Raw genomic sequence first — 26,530 nt, 5'->3', positions numbered from 1 at the left:
GATGAAAATGTACAAAACATTAAAAAAACTGACCGCACTTTTGCTTGTAACACAAAGCGCTTGGGCGCAAGAACAGTTTGAGGAAAAATTTGTATCCCTCACCCTGTGCAGCGATCGCTTGCTGATGGAAATCGCCCGTCCCGATCAGATTGCGGCAATGTCGCCTTATTCGAAAAATCCGCTGATGATGCCGGATAAAACGAACCGCGACAAACCGACCATTGAACCGCGATTAACCGCCTTGTTGCCCTATCTGGATAAAACCGTACTGATTAACGAACATTTTTATCCGCAACTGACTGCGGATCTGAAAAAACTCGACGTAAAAATAATCCCGATTAACGACAGCCCGCAAACGCCCGAACAGTTGTTTGAGCTGATTATCCGACTGGGCAAACTGACGCAAAACGAAGAATATGCGGAGCGGTTAGTAACAGAGCTAAAAACACAGCATTTCAATCTAAACCAACCATTGCCTGAAACCCTGATTTTGTCGGAAACCGGCATTGTCGACGCCTTTTTACCCCAATATCAGACCTTATTGCAACTGTTAGGATTAACCCCGCTGAAAACCGCAATCAGCACACAGAATTTTGCTCTGGAAAAATTGCTGCTAAGCCAACCGAATTTGCTGATTACCTTAACGGATAAACAAGGCTACAACGAACAGGCGAAACTGCTTTCCCATCCGCTATTGGAAAAACTCTTTAAAAACCGACCGCACTTTACCCTCCCGATGAAATATACCTATTGCTTTGATCACGGCGTATGGCAAGGCGCGAAAGTGATTTATAATCAACCGCACAACTCCCCTCTTTAGCAAAGAGGCGCAGGGGGAAATTTGACAGGGTTAGATTTCAAAGAAAATAATTGGGTTGGAATTAAAAACATAAAAGAGAATGTACTTTTTTCTGACTGATACATAAAAATTCGTAGGGACAGACTTTATGTCTGTCCCCAATTGGACACACAACGGATAGACATAAAGTCTGTCCCTGCGAGCATAAGGCTATTTAACAATAAAATGAATAAACTCAATATGTTGCTAGGCATACTATTAACCTTATTAATCACTCTAGCCGCCACCCACCGACTCGGCGATTTTTCCGCCCTGCTCAACCCCGACGGCGTATTAACCGATATGCGTTCCCTCGTATTATGGGAGATTCGCCTGCCACGTATTCTGCTTGCCCTGTTAACCGGTGCCGGCCTGGCGCTCGCCGGCAACGCCATGCAGGGAATCTTTCAAAATCCGCTGGCAAGCCCGGGTTTATTGGGCAGTGCCAACGGCGCAACCACGGCAAGTGTCTTTATTCTTTATTATTTTTCCGCTCCTTTTACTATATTGTTATGCGGCGGTGTGCTCGGAGCGTTATTGAGTTTTCTATTGGTTTATCTGATGGCAAAAAACCGCGGCTCGACAATGATGATTTTAAGCGGCGTAGCCATCAATATGTTGCTCGGTTCATTAATTGCCTTATTGCTTTCCAACGCCGAAAGCCCCTGGGCGCTGGCGGAACTGTACCGCTGGCTGCAAGGTTCGCTGGTATGGGCAAAAACGGATACCTTGCTGATGTGTTTACCCATTGTGTTAGCGGGTTTGTTCTGCCTGTACAGCCAACGCCGTTATCTGGATTTGCTTACTTTCGGCGAGGAAACCGCCGCCACTATGGGCGTTGATCCTAAGCGCAGTTTTTTTATCACCACCCTAGGTGTGGCGTTATTGGTCGGCGCCACCATTCCGCAAACCGGTACCATCGGTTTTATCGGCTTAATCGCTCCGCACCTGGCACGGATGATGTTGAAAAAACGCCCGTCGCAGCTTTATCTCACCAGCGCACTGTTCGGCGCCTTATTGCTGCTGATTGCGGATCTTTGTATTTTGTATATTCCGTTGTTCTCACATATCTACATCGGCACGCTTACCGCCATTATCGGCGCACCGTTTTTGATTTGGATTTTGTTAGCGCAGCAGAAAATGCTGGCAAAATAACCTAGGGACAGACTTTATGTCTGTCCCCAATTGGACATGGACACAACAGACAGACATAAAGTCTGTCCCTACGGATTGATATGATTGAAATTAAAAATTTATCTCTGCCCTATGGGCTGCATAACATAAATACCCGCATTCCCGCGGGCAAATTAATCGGCATTATGGGCGCCAACGGCGCGGGGAAATCCACCTTATTGAAAGCCATGGCGGGAATTTTACCCCTGACAAACGGTGAGATTTGGTTTGGCGGGCAAAAATTATCCGCCATGAGCGCCGCACAAAAAAACCAACAATTTGCCTATCTTGCGCAAGATAGCCGGGTTCATTGGGATTTGTCCGTGTACGACGTGATTGCCTTGGGCCTGCCTTATCAGCTACAAGCGACGGCGGAGCAAACCAAAGTGCGGTCAGTTTCCGAGAAATTTTCTATCTCTCATTTGCTCGAAAAACCATACCGACAACTTTCCGGCGGCGAAAAAGCCCGCGTCCAGCTTGCCCGCTGCCGTATTAAAGACGCCCCGCTCCTGCTGGCCGACGAACCCATCGCCTCGCTCGATCCCTATTATCAAATCGACATTATGCAACAACTCAAAGCTCTCACCCCAGAACGTACCTGCGTCGTGGTGATTCATCATCTTGATCTGGCTTATCGTTTTTGTGATGAAGTGATTCTGTTACATCAAGGCAACCTGATTGCCAGCGGCGAAACTCAAGCGGTGCTTAATGCAGAAAATCTGGCCAAAGCCTTTAGTATCAGGGCAGAAATTAATCTGGCCACCAAAGGGATTAGCGGGATTGAGAAAATCGGAGGCTGAGCTCCAATGGAATTTATCTAACTTTCTTTGCAATCTAACCAAGGTGATCGCATTCCTCGATAATCTTTGTAGTATACCGAACTGTTTTCACTTGCAATTAAATCAATATAGGCGCCCTGAATCGGATGGTAGGAACGATATATCACTTCAAAACGAGAAGCGCGGGCATTAAGCGGTTTATTAGCAATGTGGTCAAAAGGCTGTACTTTGCCGTTATCCAACTGAAAATAGATACCGAAATTATCCTTCATACGACTCTCCCTTGAAAGCGGGAAATAAGTCGATAAATAAGATTCCGTGCCCGTTTCAAAATTCTGACAGCTGTAATAATAACGCTTGTACTGGGTCGGGTTGGATAATTCCTCTTGGCTGATGTTATCTTTTAAATAACCCGTTTTGATTTGAGTTTTTTGTGTATTGCTACAGGCAAATAAGCCGAAAAGTGTTGATGTAAGCAAAATAAGTTTAAGTTTGTGCATAGATAAAGTTCCGGGAAAAGGATGGATTAAATTTTAGTTGCGTTATGATAGCTGAAATTGTGGGGAGTGCAAGAGTTTGATAAATGCCCACGGCTCACGCCGGAAGCACGATACTATGCCTAACCTGATTGTAGGTGGGACTTGTCCCACCGCTTATAATGTTCATGGTGGGATAAATCCCACCCTACATTTCACCTTTGATTATTAAATCAGGGCAACCACTCCAATCTTTGGGATAAATTCCCTTATCAACATCTCGATGAAAAGAAGAAAATTGCCATTCTTTCACATATTGTACATAACCATGTTTAACGGGATTGTAATAGATATAATCCCAATGATTCGCTAAATCCTCATCGTTACGAATTAAATGTTCCCAAAATCGACGCAGCCAAATACCTGCATCGCCTTGTTTTTGGTCGCTTTCAGATACTTTCCGACATTGCAAAGGCAATAATTTGGAGAATTGAGATTTTAAAAATCCAATTCTTACCGAATAATTACTGTCATTTTCTGGAAGTTGCATCAGTAAATGGAAATGATCAGGTAAAACACAAATTGCAACGGTTTCAAAGGGATAGCGTTCTTGTGTAATTTTATAAGCTTGACGAAATTCATTGATATATTTGATCAAATAATCCTGTGAACGATCTTTCAATACAACCGTAAAAAAATATAATCCGCCAGTTGTAAAGTCTCTTCGATAATTCGGCATATTTCTCCGTAGGGTGGGATTTATCCCACCATTCTGCATAAGATATATGTAGTGGGACAAGCCCCTCCCTACATTTTATTTCATCGAAACACCCAACCACTTCCGCATTTCTCTCTCATCCCACCCCTTCCGTTTGGCATAATCCGCGGCTTGATCTTCGTCAATGCGGCCAAGGGTGAAATAGCTGCTCGCAGGGTGGCTGAAGTACCAGCCGCAGACGGAGGCGGCGGGCCACATGGCGTAGCTTTCGGTGAGTTTCATGCCGATGCGTTGTTCCACTTCTAATAAGTCCCAAATCAGTTGTTTTTCGGTGTGTTCCGGGCAGCTTGGGTAGCCGGGGGCGGGACGGATGCCGATGTATTTTTCGTCGATTAAGGCTTGATTGTCGAAGGTTTCGTCCGAATAGCCCCAGAGTCTGGTGCGTAGCTCAAAATGCAGATATTCCGCCATGGCCTCGGCTAAGCGGTCGCCGACGGCTTGCAGCAGGATGGCGTTATAGTCATCGCCTTTTGCCTTAAAGCTATCGACTAAGGCATGCTCTTGCGTGCCGGCGCAAACGGCGAACATACCTAACCAGTCTTGTTGTCCGTTTGAACCCTCTGCGATAAAGTCGCTCAAGCAAAGGTTGTAAGGGATTTTGCTGTTTTTACCGCGCTCGCTTTGTTGGCGCAGGTGACGGGCCACGCCTGCCAGCAAAGTGCGGTCGGAATTTTGATAGATTTTGATATCGTCTCCCGCCCGTTCCGCCGGGAAAATACCGAGTACGCCGCTTGGGGTGAGCTTGCCGTTGTTCTCGAATTCATCCAGCATGATTTGAGCGTCATGCCATACTTTGCGCGCCTCTTCGCCGCCTTCCGGATAGTCGAACGCGTCGGGATAGCCGCCCATTAAGCCCCATACCCGGAAAAACGGCGACCAGTCGATAAACTTACGCAACATGGCAATAGGGACGTCCTTAAACTCGCTGATGCCCGGTTGTTTCGGCTGCGGCACTTGATAATTCGCCCATTCGCCGGCAAAGGGGTTAAAACCGTTGGCGCGGGCTTGTTCCAGGCTGAGGGACGAGCGTAACGGCTTACGCTCGGCAAAACTTTGTTGAATTTTCTCGTATTCTTTTCGGGTCCGCGCCCATAGTTCCGCTTTGCTTTCCGGGTTCATTAAGGCGGCGCAAACCGTTACCGCACGGGAGGCGTTGGTGGTGTAAATCACCTCATATTTATATTTCGGATAGAGCTTAATCGCCGTATGTTCTTTCGAGGTGGTGGCGCCACCAATCAATACCGGAATGTTCAGATTCAAACGGTTCATTTCCCCTAAGAAATATTCCATTTCGTCGAGAGACGGCGTGATCAAACCGCTTAGGCCGATAATATCCGCTTTTTCTGCAATGGCGGTTTCGATAATTTTGTCCGCCGGTACCATCACGCCGAGATCAATCACTTCAAAATTATTACATTGCAGCACCACGCTGACGATATTTTTGCCGATGTCATGCACATCGCCTTTTACCGTAGCGATCACCACTTTGCCGTTGGACGAACCCTTCTGCTTGGTAGCGTTGATAAAAGGTTCAAGATAAGCGACGGATTGTTTCATCACCCGGGCGGATTTCACCACCTGCGGCAGGAACATTTTGCCGTCGCCGAACAGGTCGCCCACCACGTCCATTCCCGCCATTAACGGGCCTTCGATCACTTCCAGCGGCAAGCTGAATTTTTGGCGGGCCTCTTCGGTATCTTCGATAATAAAGTGGGTGATTCCTTTTACGAGAGCGTGTTTCAAACGTTCTTCCACGCTCCAGCTGCGCCATTCCGCCACGCCGTTGTCTTCGCCGGTTGAATCCTGATTGCGATATTTTTCCGCGATTTCCAACAGACGATCGGTGGCATCGGGCCTGCGATTCAACACGGCGTCTTCCACGACTTCGCGTAATTCGGGATCGAGATCATCATAAATGGCAAGCTGACCTGCGTTCACAATCCCCATATCCATGCCCTGTTTGATGGCGTGGTAAAGGAATACGGCGTGAATCGCCTCGCGCATCGGGTTGTTGCCGCGGAAGGAAAAAGACACATTGGACACGCCGCCCGATACTTTCGCATAGGGCAGGGTTTGCTTAATGCGGCCGGTAGCGTTAATAAAGTCCACGCCGTAGTTATTGTGTTCTTCAATGCCGGTGCCGATGGCGAAAATATTCGGGTCGAAAATAATATCTTCCGGCGGGAAACCCGCTTGATTAACGAGAATATCATAAGCGCGGGTACAGATTTCCACTTTGCGCGCTTCGGTGTCCGCCTGCCCCTTTTCATCAAAGGCCATCACCACAGCCGCAGCACCGTAGCGACGAATAAGCTTCGCCTGCCGAATAAATTTTTCTTCCCCTTCTTTTAGCGAAATAGAGTTGACAATGCCTTTGCCCTGAATGGACTGCAAGCCCGCTTCAATCACTTCCCATTTGGAAGAATCAATCATCACCGGCACTTTTGCCGCATCGGGTTCGGTGGCCATAATGTTGAGGAAGCGGGTCATGCATTTTTGCGAATCAAGCAGAGCTTCATCCATATTCACGTCGATAACCTGGGCGCCGTTTTCCACCTGATCGATGGCGATCTCAATGGCTTCGCCGAATTTCTCTTCTTTAATCAAACGTTTGAATTTTGCCGAACCGGTCACGTTATTGCGTTCGCCCACGTTGACAAACAGACTGTCGTCATCAATGCTGAGCGGTTCAAGCCCTGATAGCCGCATAGCGGTTTTAATTTGCGGTAACGGACGGGGTTTAACGCCTTGCATTGCTTCGGCAAAGGCTTTGATATGTTCCGGTGTGGTACCGCAACAGCCGCCGACAATATTCAGAAAACCGCTTTCCGCCCATTCTTTTAACTGCGCCGCCATTTCTTCCGCGCCCAAATCATAACCGCCGAAGGCATTCGGCAGGCCCGCGTTAGGATGAGCGGATACATAGCATTCGCTGATTTTCGATAATTGCTCTACATATTGACGCAATTCTTTCGGACCTAACGCACAGTTCAACCCAAAACTGAGCGGTTTAGCGTGGCGCAGGGAGTTGTAAAAAGCTTCCGTGGTTTGCCCGGAAAGGGTACGTCCCGAGGCGTCGGTAATGGTGCCCGAAATCATGACGGGTAATCGCACGCCGAGTTCTTCAAACACTTGCTCGATAGCAAAAACGGCGGCTTTCGCGTTCAGCGTATCGAAAATGGTTTCCAGCATAATAATGTCAGCGCCGCCCGCAATTAAACCGCGGGTAGCTTCCCCATAGGCCTCCGCCAGCTGCATAAAGGTGATATTGCGAAAACCGGGATCGTTAACATCAGGAGAAATGGAAGCGGTACGGTTAGTGGGGCCAAGCACCCCGGCGACAAAACGGGGCTTGTCCGCGCTGGAATATTTATCCGCCGCTATGCGCGCCAGCTTCGCCCCGGCAAAGTTCAGCTCATAAGCAATGGCCTGTAAATCATAATCCGCCTGAGCAATGGAGGTGGAACTGAAGGTATTGGTTTCGATAATATCCGCGCCGGCTTGCAGGTATTTTTCGTGAATGGCCTGAATCAGCAAAGGCTGCGTAAGGCTGAGCAAGTCGTTATTGCCGCGCAAATCAACGGAACTTTGTTTGAAACGTTCGCCGCGGAATTGTTGTTCGCTGAGTTTGTATTGTTGAATCATGGTACCCATCGCTCCGTCTAGGATCAGGATGCGTTGAGCGAGAGAAGCTTTAAGAATGTCGATTTTATTGTGCATGTTGGTTTGCCTGCTTGAATTTATGAAGTTTATCGGCGATTTTTGCAATATTTTATGTAATGACGACATATTTTTACAAGCCTATTCAAGCTTGTAAATTCCCGCCTTTGTGAATACTTATCTTAACGGAATTTTTAATAAAATCTATCCGTTACAGCGATAAAAGTGCGGTTGATTTTTGCGGAATTTTGAATAAATCCCGTTTTGCTTTCCAACTGATAAAATCGGTTGTAATCGTCGGCGCTACAATTTCTCAAATCCAAAAAAAATCCTCAAACTAATTGAGGATTTTCGGTTTATTTTAATATTTCCGTTTTCATATAGGATAAACGGTCAATATCCGTAATGTAATGCCCAAGCTCTTGAGTCTCCGGCTTGTGCATATAAGGAATTTTCCCCAACAACGGCGCTTTAATACGCTTGCTCAAATCTTCAATAATTTCCGCATAATGCCCGAGCATCGGATTGATCCGGTTTGCAACCCAACCCAATAGCGGCAAACCCATTTGTTCGATAGATTGCACAGTCAATAAGGCATGATTCATACAGCCTTCCTTAATGCCGACCACCAATACTACAGGCATTTTATGTTCCGCAGCCCATGAAGCGAAAGTATAATCCTGATTAATCGGCGTTAACCAGCCAAAAGAACCTTCAACTAAAACCGATTGGTAGCGGGAAGACAAGCGTTTAAGATCCGTATTAATTTTATTAATATCGATATGCTTTCCTTCCTGGGACAACATTGGCATCGTATGAGCAAAGGTATAACTATTAATATCTTGGTAACTCACTTCTTCATTAGTAGAATCTTGCAAGACCAATACGTCTCTGTTATCCATGTTGTCATAATCGGTTTGCCCGCTTTCCTGTACGTCCGTATAAACGGGATCATCCTGCCCGCAAGCTAAGGGCTTGTAACCGACAATTTGAATACCGGCATTCTGCATTGCCTGAATAATGGCTCTGCTTACAATGGTTTTCCCTACGCTGGTATCTGTTCCCGTAACAAAAAAAACACTCATAAAAATCCCTCTCTAACTAAGTCATGAATTCTAAAGTATTTTAAAAATACAAATATTGAGTTATCACAAGTTTTTGGCAATTCATCCTATATTTCTATATACTTAACGGCAATTTTTGTTGGAAAAGGATTAAAAATATGAATTCTTTGCTTTCTCTCGAACAGGCGTTGGAAAAAATGCTGGCGACCTTGCCTTCCCCCTCATTAGATAATTTGGAAACGCTGCCGATTTCCCAAGCGCAGAATCGAATTTGCGCTCAAGATGTTATGTCTCCCATAAATGTTCCTTCTTTTGATAATTCGGCAATGGACGGTTATGCGGTTCGCTTGGCGGATTTAGAACAATCCCCGACACTTTCCGTTGCAGGGAAATCTTTTGCAGGCATTCCGTTTACCGACGAATGGAAACCGTTGAGCGCAGTTAGAATCATGACCGGTGCAATGATTCCGCAAGGCGCTGATGCCGTTGTAATGCAGGAAGAAGTCAGCGTAAATGAAGACGGTTCCGTCACTTTCGAAAAGTTGCCGAAACCGGGGCAAAATATCCGCCGTATCGGTGAAGATGTAAAACAGGGAGATGTGGTTTTATCAGTAGGCGCCGAATTAAATACTGTCTCTCTGCCGCTTATCGCCTCTCTTGGCATTCCGGAAATAAAGGTTTTTCCGAAATTAAAAATCGCAGTACTTTCAACCGGTGATGAATTAGTACCTGTCGGACAACCGCTTAATGAAGGACAAATTTATGATACCAACCGCTTTGCAGTAAAACTGATGCTTGAAAAACTGCATTGCGAAGTGCTGGATTTTGGTATTTTGCCTGACAACGAGGCGGAATTTGAAAAAGCCTTTATGCATGCACAAGAACAGGCGGATCTTATTATTACAAGCGGCGGTGTTTCCGTCGGTGAAGCGGATTTCACCAAAACCGTATTAGAAAAACTGGGCGAAATCAATTTCTGGAAACTGGCTATCAAACCGGGCAAACCTTTTGCATTCGGCAAATTGCCTAACGCATGGTTCTGCGGTTTGCCCGGCAATCCGGTTTCCGCTTTAGTGACTTTCTATCAGTTAGTTCAACCTGTTATTGCTAAATTAAGCGGCGCTGCGAATTATAAACGTCCGCAACAATTCCCCGCTATTGCTGCGACTAATCTAAAAAAATCACCCGGACGTCTCGACTTTCAACGCGGCTTGTATCGACTCAACGCACAAGGCCAGCTTGAAGTTGAACCTGTAGGATTACAAGGTTCCCATGTTTTCGGCTCCTTTGTAAAAAGCAATTGCTTTATTGTGCTTGAACGCGAACGCGGTAATGTGACCGCCGGCGAAACCGTTACCATTGAACCCTTTAATCATTTATTAGGTTAACCCATGAGCGAATTAACCCATGCCGAAGAGCTGAGATATAACCGTCAAATCGTTTTAAAATCCGTGGATTTTGACGGACAGGAAACACTCAAAGATAGCAAAATGCTCATTGTCGGATTAGGCGGTTTAGGTTGCGCGGCAAGCCAGTATTTGGCTGCGGCAGGCATCGGGCACTTGACTTTATTAGATTTTGATACAGTGTCACTTTCTAATTTGCAGCGTCAGGTGCTCCACAACGATGAACGCCTCGACATGCCTAAAGTAGAATCGGCAAAAATTGCGCTACAGGCAATTAATCCGCATATTGAAATCAACACAATTAACGGCTTGCTTTCGGAAGAAAAACTCGCCGAAATCATACCGCACTTTGATCTGGTTTTAGACTGTACGGATAATGTTGCCGCCAGAAATCAACTGGATTTATGCTGCCGACAGGCAAAAGTGCCGTTAATTTCCGGTGCGGCGATTCGTATGGAGGGACAGGTTTCTGTCTTCACTTATGAACCCGGCACCCCGACTTATGGCCATTTAAGCCGGTTATTCGGCGAAAATGCGTTAAGCTGCGTAGAAGCCGGCGTGCTCTCCCCTATTGTCGGTATTGTAGGTTCGATTCAAGCGTTGGAAGCCATAAAAGTGCGGTTAAAAATCGGCAAAAATTTATGCGGACGCTTATTGATGATCGATGGGCTTAATATGTCAATCAGAGAAATAAAAATCCCTTCCATCTAACGACTTTCGCGCCAAAGGACAGCTATAATTAGACTGGCTTTTTTAGCGGATAAAACTAAGGCTCCAAGCGGAGCCTTATGAAATCTTAGCTATTTTACATTATCCTTCGTTATGGATTTCCAGATTTGTCGCATCTTTTGCGCGTTTTCTTTTTGCCGCGTCATTACGCTGTTGCGCAATATTATCCAGATATTCGGTGGAAATATCGCCCGTCACATAATGTCCGGTAAATACCGAAGTATCAAATTCTTTGATATTTGGATTTTCTTGCTGTACGGACTGCGTTAATGCCGATAAATCCTGAAAAATGAGCTTATCCACGCCGATTAATTTGGCAATTTCCTCAGGCTCGCGGCCATAAGCGATTAATTCGTGCTTGGTCGGCATATCAATGCCATACACATTCGGATAGCGAATTTCAGGCGCTGCCGAAGCAAAATAAATTTTCTTCGCGCCGGCGGCACGCGCCATATCAACGATTTGTTCCGAAGTTGTACCGCGCACGATGGAATCATCCACTAATAACACGTTTTTATCCTTAAATTCGGAAGAAATCGTATTTAATTTACGGCGAACCGCACTAATACGCTGTTTTTGCCCCGGCATAATAAATGTGCGTCCCACATAACGGTTTTTTACGAAACCCTGACGGTAAGGTTTGCCCAATATGGTTGCGATTCTTAATGCGATATCATTGGATGTTTCAGGCACCGGAATGACCACATCAATATCCGCATCAGCCCATTCGTTGGCAATTTTTTGCCCCAAACGTTCACCCATATGTACGCGCGCCGCATATACCGATACGCCGTCAATAGTCGAATCCGGACGGGCAAAATAAACGTATTCGAAAATACAAGGCGTTAACACCGGATTTTCCGCACATTGCTCCGCGTAGAGTTTGCCGTCGAAAGTGATATATACCGCTTCGCCGGGTTCAATATCACGTACCACGTCAAAACCGGCGGTGTCTAATGCAACAGATTCCGAAGCAAACATATATTCGGTTTTTCCGCTCTCTTCGCGTTTACCCAAAATTAACGGGCGAATGCCGTGAGGATCTCTGAACGCCACCATACCGTGACCGATAATCATAGCGATACAGGCATAAGCGCCGCGAATATCTTTATGGGTTTTTTTGATCGCATAAAAAATATCTTCCGGTGAAAGATGCTCGGTTTGCATATGATCAAGATAATAAGCCAGAATATTTAACAATGCTTCGGAGTCGGAATTAGTATTGACGTGACGACGGGCTAATTTGAAAAGTTTGGATTTTAATTCGTCGGAATTTGTAAGGTTGCCGTTATGCACTAATGATAAGCCGTAAGGCGAATTGACATAGAAAGGTTGCGCTTCCGATACGCTTGAGCTACCGGCTGTCGGATAACGAACGTGTCCAATCCCCGCGTTGCCCTGTAAACGCGTCATGTGAACCTGTTGGAACACATCGCTTACCAAACCGTTGGCTTTACGCAAGCGAAAGCGGTTTTCATCATCAATAGTCACAATCCCGGCAGCATCCTGTCCGCGATGCTGCAATACGGTCAAGGCATCATAAATTGATTGATTGACCGGGCTTTGACTTACAATTCCAACAATACCACACATTAGTGCTATCCTCTTATTTGTTTAGGGTTGAGTTTAAAAAACTTGAGTTTGCCTGTAATTGTTCGAAAAACCACTCCACTACAAAACCAAAGTGCGGTATTAGTTTTGATTCTTTCCACATATCGTTTTGATCAAAATTAGTAAAGGTATCTACGAAAAATAACAAAGCAGAGACGATCAATACGCCCCGCAAGAAACCGAAACAGGCACCTAATACCCGGTCGGTTCCACTTAATCCTGTTTTGTCTACAAGTTGACCAATCACATAATTTACTATAGCGCCGACAATTAACGTCAGAATAAATAAAATACCGATAGCGGTCCCGTTCCGAAGATATTCGGACTCAATCTGAGTTAAAAAATTAGCGAGATAAGGATAAAACTGACTTGCAATAACAAATGCCACTACCCAGCTTGCCAGTGACATCACTTCACGCACAAAGCCGCGCAGTAAACTTACGACGATAGAAAAAACGATAATTCCGATGATAATATAATCAATCATTAATAATTCTCTGAAAAAACAAAAACGTCCGATTTTTTGACCGCACTATTCTACCGAACTTTGCGGAAAAAAGAAAACGTTTGCGTAGGGTAAATTAATCTATTTAGCCATAAAATGAGCGCCGGTTGCATAATATATCATTGTTCAATATTAAGCTGAATCGCTTTTAGAGTTCCTCCCAGAATTCTTTTGTACAATGTTTCTGCGCCTTTGCCAACAAATCCGCTAAATGCTGATAGGTTGGGCGCTCTATTTGTGATGTTGTCACATTTTTCTTTTCTAATAATTTAGAAATTTCAAAAAATTTGACCGCACTTTGCGCCGGCAATCCGGTTTGCGCCCGTTTGCCCAGCCAATATAAACCTTGCAGCGGAATACATAAGGCAACGATAGCGCAAAGAACGGCGATAGCTAATGCCACTAAATCCGACTTTGCGTAAAACTGCTGCCAAACAACCGAAAATACCGCAATAAACGGCATAAATTTCTGTGCGAATTTCGTTGCCTTGATTATTCGGTTTTCCGGAAAAATCATGGCTAACTTAGCTTCTAAAGGCCATGTTTCCGAATATTTCTGCCCCGCCGATATAGTTTTAAAAAATCCCATTTTTAAATCCTTAATTTATATTTCTTCAAATTTTTACTACTGACTTATTTTAAATTTGCTGCCATTTTATCCTGTTTTAAAGATCGCTTATCGCATGAAACTCAAATGGCTTATTGGATATATGTCCTAAAAATTGAACATTTTTATAACATTTTGCTAAAAATTCAATTTTTTTTGACTTAAATCGCTTTTTTCAGAACTTCATAATTTATTTTATTCCGTTAAACGTGTATCCTTATTATCGGTAACATTCCCAAACGTCTATTCGTTCATTGTGTGAACGGATGTCCTTTAACGTTAATCCAAAAGATAGGTTATTTATGTCTCAAAAATTAGTTCTTATCCTTAACTGCGGTAGTTCTTCATTAAAATTCTCTATTTTAGATCCTAAAACGGGTGAAGAAAAATTATCTGGTTTAGCAGAAGCATTTTACTTAGATGATGCCCGTATTAAATGGAAACTCCATGGCGAAAAAGGTAACGCCGAATTAGGTAAAGGCGCTGCTCACAGTGAAGCGTTAAACTTCATCGTAAACAACATTTTCCCGTTAGATCCGACATTAAAAGACGGTATTGTTGCGATCGGTCACCGTATTGTTCACGGCGGTGAAAAATTTACCTCTTCGGTAATCGTTACGGATGAAGTCGTTAAAGGCATTGAAGACGCTATCCAATTCGCACCGCTTCACAACCCGGCTCATTTAATCGGTATTAAAGAAGCATTCAAAATCTTCCCGCACTTAAAAGATAAAAACGTTGTGGTATTCGACACCGCATTCCACCAAACAATGCCTGAAGAAGCATACCTATACGCGCTTCCGTACTCTTTATACAAAGAACACGGCGTTCGTCGTTACGGTGCGCACGGTACCAGCCATTATTTCGTAAGCCGCGAAGCGGCAAAACGTTTAGGCGTTGCCGAAGATAAAGTAAACGTTATCACTTGCCACTTAGGAAACGGCGGTTCCGTTTCTGCGGTTCGTCACGGTCAATGTATCGACACTTCAATGGGTTTAACGCCGTTGGAAGGTTTAGTGATGGGAACGCGTTGCGGCGATATTGACCCGGCTATTATGTTCTATATGCACGATACGCTTGGTATGTCCGTTGAAGAAATCAACACTACATTAACAAAAAAATCCGGTTTATTAGGTTTAACCGAAGTAACCAGCGACTGCCGTTTTGCCGAAGACAACTATGACAACGAAGACGAATCATTACGTGTTCCGGCAAAACGTGCAATGGACGTTTACTGCTATCGTTTAGCTAAATATATCGGTTCTTACATGGCGGTTATCGGCGAACGTTTAGATGCTATCGTATTTACCGGCGGTATCGGTGAAAACTCCGCTCACGTGCGCGAAATTACATTAAATCACTTAAAATTATTCGGTTACCAATTGGATCAAGAGAAAAACTTAGCCGCTCGCTTTGGTAACGAAGGTATTATCACCGCAGATAACACCCCTATCGCAATGGTAATTCCTACAAACGAAGAATTAGTTATCGCACAAGACACAGCTCGTCTTTGTATTAAAGATTAATTAATCGATAAACTGCCGACTTCTCGGCAGTTTCTTTTTCTACATTAACAACATTCTAAGGTTTATTATGTCACGTACAATTATCCTTATTCCAATCAGCGCAGGCGTAGGTTTAACAAGTGTAAGTCTCGGGCTTATTCGTGCATTAGAACAAAAAGGGACTAAAATCGGTTTCATGAAGCCGATTTCACAACCTCGTTCCGGTGAAGATATGCTTGATAGAACAACCTCAATTGTTCGCACAAGCACGACAATCGAAACTACCGAACCTGTTATGCTAAGTGAGGCTGAAAATTTAATCGGTCAAAACCAAACAGACGTTTTATTAGAAAAAATTGTTGCCCAGCATCAACAAATCAGCAAAGACAATGATATCGTGATCGTCGAAGGTTTAATTCCTTCCCGCAAAAACTCTTATGCTAACAGTGTAAACTACGATATCGCGCAAGCACTGGATGCCGAAATCATTTTAGTTTCCGCGCCTGCAACCGAAACGCCCGCTCAATTAAAAGAGCGCGTTGAAGCGGCCGCCGCCTCATTCGGCGGTAAAAGCAATCCTAATTTACTTGGTGTGGTTATTAATAAATTTAATGCGCCGGTTGATGAATCGGGTCGTACCCGTCCGGATTTAACGGAAATTTTCGATTCATTCCAGCATAGTCACAATAATATCAAAGAAATTTACAAACTATTTGAAAACAGCCCGATTAAAGTATTGGCTTGTATTCCTTGGTCTGCAGATTTAATTGCTACCCGTGCGATTGATTTGGTAAAACATTTGGGCGCTTCTATTCTTAACGAAGGCGATATGAACCGTCGTATCCGCAGTATCACTTTCTGCGCAAGAACGCTGCCTAATATGATTGAACACTTCAAAGCGGGCAGCTTGCTGGTAGTTTCCGCCGACCGCCCTGAAATTTTAACCGCAGCCGCGTTAGCCGCTACTACAGGTATTGAACTTGGCGGTATTTTATTAACCGGCGGTTACAAAATAGATTGCGAAATCAAAAAATTATGTAACCCGACATTCGAAAATACCAAATTACCGGTATTCCGTATTGAAGGTAACACTTGGCAAACGGCTTTAAGCTTACAGAGTTTTAATCTTGAAGTACCGGTTGACGATAAAGAACGTATCGAAAATATCAAACAATATACCAGCGGACAATTTGATGCGGATTTCATTCATTCACTGGCTTCCGCTTCCGTGCGTGCCCGTCGTTTATCTCCGCCGGCATTCCGTTATCAATTAACCGAGTTAGCGCGTGCGGCGAAAAAACGTATTGTTTTGCCTGAAGGTGACGAACCTCGTACGATTAAAGCGGCGGTACTTTGTGCAGAACGCGGTATTGCGGAATGCGTATTATTGGCGAAACCTGAAGACGTAAAACGTGTTGCCGATTCTCAAGGCGTGAAATTAGGTAACGGAATTACCGTTATCGATCCCGCTTCAGTTCGTGAAAACTATGTCGCTCGTTTAGTAGAACTGCGTAAAGCAAAAGGTATGACTGAAATGGCAGCCCGCGAACAACTGGAAGACACCGTTGTATTAGGTACAATGATGTTAGAAGCCGGCGAAGTAGACGGTTTGGTATCCGGTGCGGTCCATACTACTGCAAATACGATTCGTCCGCCGATGCAAATTATCAAAACCGCTCCCGGTAGTTCGATTATTTCATCGATCTTCTTCATGTTGTTACCGGATCAAGTATTAGTATATGGTGACTGTGCGGTTAACCCGGATCCGACTGCGGAACAATTAGCGGAAATTGCTATTCAATCTGCGGAATCGGCGAAATCCTTCGGTATTGACCCTCGCGTTGCTATGATCTCTTACTCAACCGGCACATCAGGCTCCGGCGCAGATGTTGAAAAAGTGAAAGAAGCGACTCGTATCGCACAGGAAAAACGCCCTGATTTATTAATCGACGGTCCGTTACAATATGATGCCGCCGTAATGGAAGATGTTGCGCGTTCTAAAGCGCCGAATTCTAAAGTAGCCGGTAAAGCGACCGTATTTGTATTCCCTGACTTAAATACGGGTAATACGACTTATAAAGCGGTTCAACGTTCTGCCGATTTAGTATCAATCGGTCCGATGTTACAAGGTATGCGTAAACCGGTGAACGACCTTTCCCGCGGTGCATTGGTTGACGATATCGTCTATACCATCGCATTAACGGCAATTCAGGCGACACAATGCTAATCGGCTGATAAACCGATAAAATTTAATAAAAAACAGACCGCACTTTTAACTTGCCGTTAAAGTGCGGTATTTTTATGCGGAATTTTTTATCATTGAAACAAATCATAAAATACAGACATAAAAAAAGTGCCTTTTGAAAAGGCACTACTCGGAAAGCAAAATATCAGGCTATTGAAATAGCACTTGTTTTTATTGCGCTCAAGAATAGCCAATAATAAATTAGCCTGCAAATAGTAGTTTTTCATTTTGTGATCCAGCACACAAAATTCCCGTTAATAATCAATTCGTTCAAAAACCAGGTCAAAAAATTATCGATCCGATAATCTTTAATAAAATTATTTGTTTCATTTCATATTAATAAAAACTCTGCCTTGATTATTTCTGACCGCACATTTAGAACTTACCGTATATAAAAAAACCGCCATATTCTCAAATATGGCGGCGGAATTAGATTGAGTTGGTCGATAAGCCGAGTTCTGTCGCGGACAATCATTCCTCTAGGCGTATATTCGCACATACGCTCAAGCAACCTACCCGAACTCTGGGCGGGCACACCCATTGAGTTCCTATTTGGTCTTGCTACGAGTGGAGTTTACCCTGCCATGTACTGTTACCAGCCATGCGGTGCGCTCTTACCGCACCCTTTCACCCTTACCTGATCTCTTGCGAGCCATCGGCGGTTTGCTCTCTGCTGCACTTGTCGTAGGCTCACGCCTCCCAGACGTTATCTGGCACTCTGCCCTATGTAGCTCGGACTTTCCTCTCGTTTACTTGTCCCGCTAGGTCGTATTACTACGGTTAAGGGCTTCAATAAACCAGCGATTGTCTGACCAACTCGGCGTGAAGTATATCCCAATTTCAGTAAATAATATAGAGTTAAATAACAAGTTGAGCTACAATGCGCACAGATTTAACTCTAATGGATAGAACATTATGGATTATTTACAAAACGCACGGGAAACTTTAGCCACCGAAAAAGATGCCCTGACGCTTCTCAGTCGAAATCTTGATCAATCTTTCAACAACGTCATCGATCTTATCCTTAACTGCGGAGGTCGTTTAGTTATCGGGGGAATCGGCAAATCCGGCTTAATCGGTCGAAAAATGGTCGCAACTTTCGCCTCAACGGGCACGCCGAGTTTTTTTCTTCATCCGACCGAAGCCTTCCACGGCGATCTTGGTATGTTAAAACCTATAGATATTGTGATGTTGATCTCTTACAGCGGCGAAAGCGATGATGTAAATAAGCTTATCCCGAGTTTAAAAAATTTCGGCAATACTATTATTGCATTAACCGGCAACAAACATTCAACCTTGGCAAAACACGCCGATTACGTTCTGGATATCAGCGTTGAACGCGAAGCCTGCCCGAATAACCTGGCGCCTACAACTTCCGCATTGGTTACCCTGGCTTTAGGCGACGCTTTAGCGGTGGCGTTAATTAACGCCCGTCATTTTCAACCTATGGATTTCGCAAAATTCCATCCCGGCGGCAGCCTTGGTCGTCGCCTACTCTGCCGAGTTAAGGATCAAATGCAAACCAACCTGCCGGTTACCGCATTAAATACATCGTTTACAGACTGCCTGACCATTATGAACGAAGGCAGAATGGGCGTTGCGCTGGTGATGGAAAATGACGATCTGAAAGGGATTATTACGGACGGCGACATCCGCCGCGCATTAGCCGCTAACGGCGCCGATACTTTAAATAAAGTGGCGCGGGAATTAATGACCTCAAATCCTAAAGTCATTAATCAGGATACCTATATCGGTCAGGCTGAAGACTATATGAAAGAACACAGAATTCATTCCTTGATTGTGGTAGACAATGACAATAAAGTTGTCGGTTTAGTTGAATTCTCAAGTTAAAAATATGAACAGAAAATTAGAAAATATTAAATTTGTTATCACCGACGTTGACGGCGTGCTGACCGACGGTCAACTGCATTACGACGCCAACGGTGAAGCAATAAAAAGTTTTCATGTCCGTGACGGATTAGGCGTGAAAATGTTGATGGAAAGCGGCATTCCGGTTGCAGTGCTTTCCGGGCGGGATTCTGCCATTTTGCGCAAACGCATTGCAGATCTTGGAATAAAACTGGCATTTTTAGGGAAATTGGAAAAAGAAAGTGCCTGTTATGAACTAATGAAAGAAGTAGGAGTAACCCCTGAAGAAACGGCTTATATCGGTGACGATAGCGTTGATTTACCTGCTTTTAACGTATGCGGTGTTGCGTTCGCTGTAGCGGATGCGCCCGATTATGTAAAAGATTGCGCCGATTATGTGCTGGACCTACGCGGCGGCAAAGGCGCATTCCGTGAAATGTCAGACATGATATTAAAAGCGCAAGGTAAAACGGACGTTTATTCATCCGCCAAAGGCTTTCTTAAAATTGTGACCAATATGGCACAATAATTAAATACAAGAGGCGCGTAATCTCAAAAAGATTCGCGCCTTTTTCGTAAAATTTCCCAATTTTCGACCGCACTTTACGCTTTTTAAATCCTTTCTTTTTTCTCTTAAAAAATCTTTATTTTCAGTTAATAACTTGAATTTAAATGAACATTTCCCCATATTTTCTGTCATACCGTACATATTTGGTGTTTTCACCCTATTTGTTATTAATTAAGGAAAAGTACAAATGAAAAAAACAAGTTTTACATTGACTGCAATCGCATTAGGATTAAGCGTTCTTGCTGCGCCAACCGTAAGTGTCGCGGATTTCAGTTCGTTTTTTGGCGGCGATAAATCCGAATCCGCAGAGCAAACCTCCGCAAACAAAGCGGCATCAAACGTAGCACAATCTGCCGTAAACAGCCCGTTTATCACCAATTCATTAGCGCCAATGCTTGAAAAAGTGTTGCCGGCGGTGGTTTCCATTGCTGTGGAAGGTAATCAAAAAATCGCTAAGCGTTCATTTGATATTCCGGAAGAATTTAAATTTTTCTTCGGTGAGGATTTCTTTGGTGATAATTCTTCAAAATCATCCTCAAGAAAATTCCGCGGTTTAGGTTCCGGCGTGATTATTAATGCGGAAAAAGGCTATGTATTAACAAACAACCACGTTATCGATAACGCGGATAAAATCACCGTATTATTGCAGGACGGCCGTGAATTTAAAGGAAAAATCTTAGGCAAAGACAGTCAATCCGATATTGCCTTAGTACAATTGGAAAACCCTAAAAACTTAACCGAAATTAAATTTGCCGACAGCGATAAACTACGCGTGGGTGATTTCACCGTAGCGATCGGCAACCCATTCGGTTTAGGGCAAACCGTCACCTCCGGTATCATTTCTGCCTTAGGGCGCTCCACCGGTTCCGACAGCGGCGCTTATGAAAACTATATTCAAACGGATGCCGCCGTAAACCAAGGTAACTCGGGCGGACCGTTAATTAATTTAAACGGCGAACTTATCGGTATTAATACCGCTATTCTTTCACCTAGCGGCGCTAATGCCGGGATTGCCTTTGCAATTCCTTCTAACATGGCAAATAACTTAGCGCAGCAAATCGGTGAGTTCGGCGAAGTGCGTCGCGGTATGTTGGGAATTAAAGGCGGCGAACTAAATGCGGATCTGGCGAAAGCCTTCCACGTTGATGCGCAACAAGGCGCTTTTGTCAGCGAAGTCTTACCGGGATCCGCCGCCGATAAAGCGGGCATTAAAGCGGGCGATGTGATTATTGCCATGAACGGACAAAAAGTGTCGAGTTTCGCCGAAATGCGCGCGAAAATCGCTACTTCCGGCGCAGGTAAAGAAATTGAATTAACTTATCTGCGTGATAACAAAAAAGAAAATGTAAAAGTTACTCTGCAAGCCGACGACCAGGCGCAATCTACCGCTAATGCGGAAGCCGTTATTCCGGCATTGGAAGGTGCGGAATTGACAAACTTCAATGAAAACGGCAAAAAAGGCGTGAAACTCAGTAAAGTAGCTGAAAATTCCCCGGCAGCTCAACGAGGTTTGAAAACCGGCGATTTAATTATCGGCGTTAACCGTATCGCCATTGAAGATTTAACACAGTTACGCAAAGCCATGGAAAACAAAGATTCCGTTATAGCGTTAAATATTGAACGCGGAAATAATAATTTCTATCTTCTGATTCAATAATTTTAACTTGTAGGCGCCGGCTTCGGCGCCTTTCTTTTTATGGTAGCGCCAGGCATTAAAAAACCTCTTTATCGTTTCAAAAAAATCCGGATTTTCTGACCGCACTTTTATCTTTTCATTCACAAATCTGATCTCAAATAAATTTTAACGATAGCAAAATTATAGAGATAAAAATTTTTGCTTATATATAAGTAAGTTATTTTCTGTCAACATTTTGCACAAAAAATTTAACGCTTGAAATTTTCCGCCTAACCCACTATCTTGTAGCGCAATTATCTATTACTTCTATATATTGTGTTTTTCTAAGGTTAAAACTTTTATGAATAAAGCATTGATGGTCACGAAACGTGACGGACAAGTCGAACCTCTCGACCTGGATAAAATCCACCGTGTGATTACTTGGGCGGCGGAAGGCTTAGAGAATGTATCCGTTTCTCAGGTTGAATTGCGTTCACATATTCAGTTTTACGAAGGCATTCGTACTTCTGACATTCATGAAACAATCATTAAAGCCGCTGCGGATTTAATCAGCAAAGATGCACCGGACTATCAATACTTGGCGGCTCGCCTTGCCATTTTCCATTTGCGTAAAAAAGCCTACGGTCATTTTGACCCGCCTCGTTTATACGAACATGTAAAAAAGTTAGTCCGTTTAGGTAAATACGACGAATCGCTGCTTTCCGATTTCTCCCGCGAAGAATGGGATGAAATGGATAATTTCTTGGATCACAGCCGCGATATGACCTTCTCTTATGCCGCGGTAAAACAATTGGAAGGAAAATATCTGGTACAAAACCGTGTAACCGGCGAGATCTACGAGTCCGCACAATTCCTTTATATTCTGGTTGCGGCAAGTTTATTTTCAAAATATCCTGCGGAAACGCGTTTAGATTATATTCATCGTTTTTACGACGCGATTTCTACATTCAAAATTTCATTGCCTACGCCGATTATGTCCGGCGTGCGCACCCCTACTCGTCAATTCAGCTCCTGCGTACTTATTGAATGTGACGACAGTCTTGACTCTATCAATGCGACCTCATCGGCGATTATCAAATACGTATCGCAACGTGCGGGAATCGGCATCAATGCCGGCGCTATCCGCGCTTTAGGCAGCCCGATTCGTGACGGCGAAGCCTTCCACACCGGTTGTATTCCGTTTTATAAACATTTCCAAACTGCAGTAAAATCCTGCTCGCAAGGCGGTGTACGCGGCGGAGCGGCAACAGTCTACTTCCCCATGTGGCATTTAGAAGTGGAAAGCCTGGTAGTATTAAAAAATAACCGCGGCGTTGAAGAAAACCGTGCCCGTCACATGGACTATGGCGTACAAATCAACCGAACTATGTATCAACGCTTAATTAAAGGCGGCGATATTACTTTATTCAGTCCTTCGGACGTACCGGGATTGTACGAAGCATTTTTTGCAGATCAAGCTAAATTCGAAGAATTATACGTAAAATACGAACAGGATCCGACAATCCGTAAACGAACCGTTAAAGCGGTGGATTTATTCTCGTTATTAATGCAGGAACGCGCGTCAACCGGCCGAATTTACGTACAAAACGTGGATCACTGTAACACTCACAGCCCGTTTGACCCGGCAGTTGCACCTGTACGTCAATCTAACTTATGTTTAGAAATCGCCCTACCGACCAAACCGTTAAATAATATTAATGACGAAGACGGCGAAATTGCGCTTTGCACACTTTCTGCTTTCAACTTGGGTAAAATCGACGATCTTGATGAATTAGAAAACTTAGCGGATCTTGCGGTACGTTCTTTAGATGCGTTGCTGGATTATCAGGACTACCCTGTTCCTGCGGCAAAACGCAGTTCATTAGGTCGTCGCGCGCTGGGTATCGGTGTAATTAACTACGCTTACTATTTAGCGAAAAACGGCGTTCGTTATTCCGACGGCAGCGCTAATAATCTGACTCACCGTACATTCGAGGCAATTCAATATTACCTACTAAAAGCCTCAATGAATCTTGCAAAAGAATTAGGCGCTTGCGAATACTTCAATGAAACCACTTATGCAAAAGGTATCTTACCGATTGATACCTACAAAAAAGATGTGGATAATTTAACGAGCGAACCCTTGCATTATGACTGGGAACAATTACGTACCGAGATTTTAGAGTTCGGTTTACGCAACTCCACATTAACCGCATTAATGCCGTCGGAAACTTCATCGCAAATTTCTAATGCTACCAACGGTATTGAACCGCCGCGCGGTCATATCAGCGTTAAAGCTTCAAAAGACGGCATTTTGAAACAAGTGGTACCGGATTATGAAAACCTCAGCGACAAATACGAACTCCTGTGGGATATGCCAAACATGGACGGTTATCTCCATTTGGTGGGCATTATGCAGAAATTTGTCGACCAGTCAATTTCCGCCAATACCAACTACGATCCGAAGCGATTTGAAGATGATAAGGTGCCGATGAAAATATTATTAAAAGACCTTTTAACGGCATATAAATACGGTTTAAAAACCCTTTATTATCAAAACACCCGAGACGGCGCCGACGACGCCCAGGAAGATCTCGATGACGGCTGTGCCGGCGGTGCTTGCAAAATCTAATTAAATTTAAAAGTGCGGTTAAAAACTTAAATGTTTTTAGCCGCTTTTTTGTATATGGAGTAAATCATGACAAACACAAAGAAAGTGTATTATGCCCATTCGGAAAAAGATCTCCCCCATGAACAGTGGCAAACTTTTAGCAGCCATGCAGAAAATGTCGCAAAGCTTGCCGCACAATTTGCCGAAATATTTGATGCGTACCAACTTGCCTACAATACCGGCTTATTACACGATTTAGGCAAATATACGCCGGCATTTGATAAACGTTTACACGGCGGACCTTCGGTTGATCACGCAACAGCCGGGGCAAAAATTGCTATAGAACGTTGGGGATTTCCTCTTGGTAAGATTTTAGCATTTTGCATTGCAAGCCACCATACTGGATTAGTAAACGGCGATGGCGAAGGAGATAATCGCAGCACTTTAAAACAGCGTTTGTCAGTGCCTTTCGGCAAAGGTAATTTACCCGAACTCGATCCTATCTGGCAAAGCGAATTACCTTTACCTGAAAAACTAACTTTTCCCGCTTTAAAACCAGATCCCTATTACCAACCTTTCGCGTTAGCTTTCTTTATCCGAATGCTTTATTCCTGTTTAGTCGATGCCGATTTCTTAGATACCGAAGCTTTTTATGCGAATTTAAAACAGCAAGATATTGATCGTGGCAACGCACCTTCTTTAGATCAGTTACATCAGCAATTTAATCGGTTTATTAGCGATTTTCGCGAACGCAAAAAGGCGCTTCAGCCTCAAACGGAAGAAGAACAGCGTAATGCCAAGTTAAATCGTTTACGCAGCCAGATTTTGGATCATGCCATTGCGCAGGCGCAGCAAGAGCCGGGGTTATTTAGCTTAACCGTACCGACGGGCGGTGGTAAAACCTTTACCTCAATGGCATTTGCGTTGGAGCACGCTAAAAAGTATGGAATGCTGCGAATTATTTATGTGATTCCTTTTACCAGTATTATTGAGCAAAACGCACAAGAGTTTCGTAAGGCTTTCGGAGAGTTTGGGGAAGCTGCGGTATTGGAACATCACAGCACTTTTGATGATGAAAAATTATTGGATAAAGACACCAAAGACAAGCTGAAATTAGCTTCAGAAAATTGGGATATGCCGATTGTGGTCACGACCGCCGTGCAGTTTTTTGAATCACTGTTTGCGGATAAATCTTCCCGTTGCCGTAAATTGCATAATATCGCCAACAGCGTAATCATTCTCGATGAAGCGCAAATGTTACCGCTTAATTTGCTGTTGCCGATTATGCAATCGATCAAAGAACTGGCTCGTAATTATCACAGCTCAATCGTAATGTGCACCGCAACTCAACCCGCTATTCAAACGCAGCACGGTTTTTACCGCGGGTTTGAAAATGTGCGAGAAATCGCGCCAAATCCGACCGCACTTTTTGCCGATTTACGCCGTACCAGCGTGCAACATATTGGTATGCAATCGGATAAGGATTTAATTGATAAACTCACTGAAAATCAGCAGATTCTGATTATCGTCAATAACCGCCGTCACGCTCGCAGTTTATACGAACAGGCTAAACAGCTGGACGGAACCTTTCATTTAACCACCCTAATGTGTGCCAAACATCGTTCACAAATGTTAGAGCAAATCAGACAACATCTACAAGCGGGTCGATCCTGTCGGGTTATTGCAACTTCGCTAATTGAAGCGGGCGTGGATGTAGATTTTCCATTGGTTATGCGAGCGGAAGCCGGATTAGATTCCGTGGCGCAAGCGGCAGGCCGTTGCAACCGTGAAGGGAAAAAATTAGCGGAACAGAGCTTTGTATGGGTATTTCAACCCGAACAACAGTGGAAAGCACCTACGGAATTAGGTTTATTATCTGCCGCCATGCGTTCAACAGTTCGTTGTTATGGCGACAACCTGCTTTCTGTAGAGGCGATTAGCCACTACTTTTCCGCAGTATATGAACAGAAGGGCAAAGATCTGGATAACAAACAGATTCTGGCAAAATGCCATGCAGCAGGAAAAACCTTAGATTTTCCATTCCAAACCATCGCAAAAGAGTTCTGTATGATTGAAAGCCATATGCTACCGCTGATTATCCCGTTTGATAAAGAGGCGGAAAAACGGATTGAAGAACTTCGCCATGCCGAAAAAGTCGGCGGACTACTTCGTAAATTACAACCTTACACCGTACAGATTCCTCAAAAATCCTTAGAAGCATTATTTAAAGCGGGACGAATCGAAGCAATCAACGAACAACAATTTGGGAACCAGTTTTATAGTTTAATTGGATTGGATTTGTATGATGAGGTAGCGGGGTTGGATTGGGGGGATTTAGGGTTTATTACAATAGAAAATTCAGTTTTTTAATTTTTATATATTAAATTGAATCTGATCTTATTAATAGAGAGGAGGTAAAAGTGAAAAAAAAATAATAATCATAAAGGGAAAGTATTACAGGATCATAAAAAAGTTGGTCAAAAACTTATAC

General features: G+C 44.0%; 19 protein-coding genes and 1 other RNA gene. 12 read left to right on the top strand and 8 right to left on the bottom strand.

What is annotated here, in order from left to right:
- The first annotated feature begins 7 nt into the window (after window positions 1–7).
- The 3 genes from MS_RS04680 to MS_RS04670 all read left to right on the top strand — a co-directional run bounded on the left by MS_RS04680 (window position 8) and on the right by MS_RS04670 (window position 2,811).
- Complete coding sequence (locus MS_RS04680; protein ID WP_041640178.1) at window positions 8–820, top strand: helical backbone metal receptor; 813 nt, start codon at window positions 8–10, stop codon at window positions 818–820.
- 204 nt (window positions 821–1,024) lie between these two features.
- On the top strand, window positions 1,025–1,993 hold the full coding sequence (locus MS_RS04675; protein WP_041639696.1) for a FecCD family ABC transporter permease: 969 nt from the start codon (window positions 1,025–1,027) through the stop codon (window positions 1,991–1,993).
- 80 nt (window positions 1,994–2,073) lie between these two features.
- Window positions 2,074–2,811 (top strand): ABC transporter ATP-binding protein, encoded by a 738-nt coding sequence (locus tag MS_RS04670; RefSeq protein WP_011200189.1) that lies wholly within the window; start codon window positions 2,074–2,076, stop codon window positions 2,809–2,811.
- A gap of 17 nt (window positions 2,812–2,828) precedes the next feature.
- Here MS_RS04670 and MS_RS04665 read toward each other — a convergent pair whose 3' ends face one another.
- From MS_RS04665 to bioD, 4 genes are all read right to left on the bottom strand, one after another.
- The gene (locus tag MS_RS04665) at window positions 2,829–3,290 is read right to left on the bottom strand and encodes a hypothetical protein (RefSeq protein ID WP_011200188.1); all 462 of its coding nucleotides are present in this window, start codon (window positions 3,288–3,290) and stop codon (window positions 2,829–2,831) included.
- A gap of 184 nt (window positions 3,291–3,474) precedes the next feature.
- Entirely contained in the window at window positions 3,475–4,005 is a 531-nt protein-coding gene (locus tag MS_RS04660; protein WP_041639694.1) for an REP-associated tyrosine transposase, read from the bottom strand.
- A 75-nt stretch (window positions 4,006–4,080) separates the two neighbouring features.
- Entirely contained in the window at window positions 4,081–7,764 is a 3,684-nt protein-coding gene (gene metH / locus MS_RS04655; protein ID WP_011200186.1) for a methionine synthase, read from the bottom strand.
- Between the two features lie 296 nt (window positions 7,765–8,060).
- A complete protein-coding gene (gene bioD, locus MS_RS04650; RefSeq protein WP_011200183.1) occupies window positions 8,061–8,789 on the bottom strand; it encodes a dethiobiotin synthase in 729 nt (242 codons plus the stop codon).
- 146 nt (window positions 8,790–8,935) lie between these two features.
- Between bioD and moeA the strand changes: the two genes are divergently transcribed.
- Entirely contained in the window at window positions 8,936–10,156 is a 1,221-nt protein-coding gene (moeA, locus tag MS_RS04645) for a molybdopterin molybdotransferase MoeA (protein ID WP_041640177.1), read from the top strand.
- A 3-nt stretch (window positions 10,157–10,159) separates the two neighbouring features.
- A complete protein-coding gene (gene moeB, locus MS_RS04640) occupies window positions 10,160–10,885 on the top strand; it encodes a molybdopterin-synthase adenylyltransferase MoeB (RefSeq protein ID WP_011200181.1) in 726 nt (241 codons plus the stop codon).
- 99 nt (window positions 10,886–10,984) lie between these two features.
- Here moeB and purF read toward each other — a convergent pair whose 3' ends face one another.
- From purF to yfbV, 3 genes are all read right to left on the bottom strand, one after another.
- Window positions 10,985–12,496, bottom strand: a complete 1,512-nt coding sequence (gene purF, locus MS_RS04635) for an amidophosphoribosyltransferase (RefSeq protein ID WP_011200180.1) — start codon at window positions 12,494–12,496, stop codon at window positions 10,985–10,987.
- Window positions 12,497–12,509: 13 nt separating this feature from the next.
- On the bottom strand, window positions 12,510–13,001 hold the full coding sequence (locus tag MS_RS04630) for a CvpA family protein (RefSeq protein ID WP_011200179.1): 492 nt from the start codon (window positions 12,999–13,001) through the stop codon (window positions 12,510–12,512).
- 166 nt (window positions 13,002–13,167) lie between these two features.
- A complete protein-coding gene (gene yfbV / locus MS_RS04625) occupies window positions 13,168–13,608 on the bottom strand; it encodes a terminus macrodomain insulation protein YfbV (RefSeq protein WP_041639693.1) in 441 nt (146 codons plus the stop codon).
- Window positions 13,609–13,928: 320 nt separating this feature from the next.
- Here yfbV and MS_RS04620 point away from each other — a divergent pair, with 320 nt between their 5' ends.
- Window positions 13,929–15,152: an acetate kinase gene (locus MS_RS04620; RefSeq protein WP_041639691.1), complete on the top strand. Its 1,224-nt coding sequence runs from the start codon at window positions 13,929–13,931 to the stop codon at window positions 15,150–15,152.
- A 67-nt stretch (window positions 15,153–15,219) separates the two neighbouring features.
- The gene (gene pta, locus MS_RS04615) at window positions 15,220–17,358 is read left to right on the top strand and encodes a phosphate acetyltransferase (RefSeq protein ID WP_011200175.1); all 2,139 of its coding nucleotides are present in this window, start codon (window positions 15,220–15,222) and stop codon (window positions 17,356–17,358) included.
- A 449-nt stretch (window positions 17,359–17,807) separates the two neighbouring features.
- Here pta and rnpB read toward each other — a convergent pair.
- Window positions 17,808–18,196: RNase P RNA component class A (rnpB, locus tag MS_RS10910), an RNA gene on the bottom strand.
- A 95-nt stretch (window positions 18,197–18,291) separates the two neighbouring features.
- On the opposite strand from rnpB, the gene MS_RS04610 reads away from it, so the two are divergent.
- The 5 genes from MS_RS04610 to MS_RS04590 all read left to right on the top strand — a co-directional run bounded on the left by MS_RS04610 (window position 18,292) and on the right by MS_RS04590 (window position 26,409).
- A complete protein-coding gene (locus MS_RS04610; protein ID WP_011200173.1) occupies window positions 18,292–19,227 on the top strand; it encodes a KpsF/GutQ family sugar isomerase in 936 nt (311 codons plus the stop codon).
- Window positions 19,228–19,231: 4 nt separating this feature from the next.
- Window positions 19,232–19,774 (top strand): KdsC family phosphatase, encoded by a 543-nt coding sequence (locus tag MS_RS04605; protein ID WP_041639690.1) that lies wholly within the window; start codon window positions 19,232–19,234, stop codon window positions 19,772–19,774.
- Between the two features lie 226 nt (window positions 19,775–20,000).
- A complete protein-coding gene (locus MS_RS04600) occupies window positions 20,001–21,470 on the top strand; it encodes a Do family serine endopeptidase (protein WP_011200170.1) in 1,470 nt (489 codons plus the stop codon).
- A gap of 319 nt (window positions 21,471–21,789) precedes the next feature.
- Window positions 21,790–24,060, top strand: coding sequence for a class 1a ribonucleoside-diphosphate reductase subunit alpha (gene nrdA / locus MS_RS04595; protein WP_041639689.1), 2,271 nt, complete (start codon window positions 21,790–21,792; stop codon window positions 24,058–24,060).
- Window positions 24,061–24,126: 66 nt separating this feature from the next.
- The gene (locus MS_RS04590) at window positions 24,127–26,409 is read left to right on the top strand and encodes a CRISPR-associated helicase/endonuclease Cas3 (RefSeq protein ID WP_011200168.1); all 2,283 of its coding nucleotides are present in this window, start codon (window positions 24,127–24,129) and stop codon (window positions 26,407–26,409) included.
- Window positions 26,410–26,530 lie beyond the last annotated feature (121 nt).

Source organism: [Mannheimia] succiniciproducens MBEL55E, from assembly GCF_000007745.1.
In the GTDB taxonomy this organism is placed as follows: domain Bacteria; phylum Pseudomonadota; class Gammaproteobacteria; order Enterobacterales; family Pasteurellaceae; genus Basfia; species Basfia succiniciproducens.
The sequence above is the reverse complement of the archived record's forward strand: the minus strand, read 5'-3'. Positions and strand labels throughout refer to the sequence as shown.

What these genes read in the sequence shown, in the direction of transcription:
- MS_RS04680 (WP_041640178.1), top strand. Translation starts at nt 8, where the DNA reads ATGTACAAAACATTAAAAAAACTGACCGCACTTTTGCTTGTAACACAA.
- MS_RS04675 (WP_041639696.1), top strand. Translation starts at nt 1,025, where the DNA reads ATGAATAAACTCAATATGTTGCTAGGCATACTATTAACCTTATTAATC.
- MS_RS04670 (WP_011200189.1), top strand. Translation starts at nt 2,074, where the DNA reads ATGATTGAAATTAAAAATTTATCTCTGCCCTATGGGCTGCATAACATA.
- MS_RS04665 (WP_011200188.1), bottom strand. Translation starts at nt 3,290, where the DNA reads ATGCACAAACTTAAACTTATTTTGCTTACATCAACACTTTTCGGCTTA.
- MS_RS04660 (WP_041639694.1), bottom strand. Translation starts at nt 4,005, where the DNA reads ATGCCGAATTATCGAAGAGACTTTACAACTGGCGGATTATATTTTTTT.
- metH (WP_011200186.1), bottom strand. Translation starts at nt 7,764, where the DNA reads ATGCACAATAAAATCGACATTCTTAAAGCTTCTCTCGCTCAACGCATC.
- bioD (WP_011200183.1), bottom strand. Translation starts at nt 8,789, where the DNA reads ATGAGTGTTTTTTTTGTTACGGGAACAGATACCAGCGTAGGGAAAACC.
- moeB (WP_011200181.1), top strand. Translation starts at nt 10,160, where the DNA reads ATGAGCGAATTAACCCATGCCGAAGAGCTGAGATATAACCGTCAAATC.
- purF (WP_011200180.1), bottom strand. Translation starts at nt 12,496, where the DNA reads ATGTGTGGTATTGTTGGAATTGTAAGTCAAAGCCCGGTCAATCAATCA.
- MS_RS04630 (WP_011200179.1), bottom strand. Translation starts at nt 13,001, where the DNA reads ATGATTGATTATATTATCATCGGAATTATCGTTTTTTCTATCGTCGTA.
- yfbV (WP_041639693.1), bottom strand. Translation starts at nt 13,608, where the DNA reads ATGGGATTTTTTAAAACTATATCGGCGGGGCAGAAATATTCGGAAACA.
- MS_RS04620 (WP_041639691.1), top strand. Translation starts at nt 13,929, where the DNA reads ATGTCTCAAAAATTAGTTCTTATCCTTAACTGCGGTAGTTCTTCATTA.
- pta (WP_011200175.1), top strand. Translation starts at nt 15,220, where the DNA reads ATGTCACGTACAATTATCCTTATTCCAATCAGCGCAGGCGTAGGTTTA.
- MS_RS04610 (WP_011200173.1), top strand. Translation starts at nt 18,292, where the DNA reads ATGGATTATTTACAAAACGCACGGGAAACTTTAGCCACCGAAAAAGAT.
- MS_RS04605 (WP_041639690.1), top strand. Translation starts at nt 19,232, where the DNA reads ATGAACAGAAAATTAGAAAATATTAAATTTGTTATCACCGACGTTGAC.
- MS_RS04600 (WP_011200170.1), top strand. Translation starts at nt 20,001, where the DNA reads ATGAAAAAAACAAGTTTTACATTGACTGCAATCGCATTAGGATTAAGC.
- nrdA (WP_041639689.1), top strand. Translation starts at nt 21,790, where the DNA reads ATGAATAAAGCATTGATGGTCACGAAACGTGACGGACAAGTCGAACCT.
- MS_RS04590 (WP_011200168.1), top strand. Translation starts at nt 24,127, where the DNA reads ATGACAAACACAAAGAAAGTGTATTATGCCCATTCGGAAAAAGATCTC.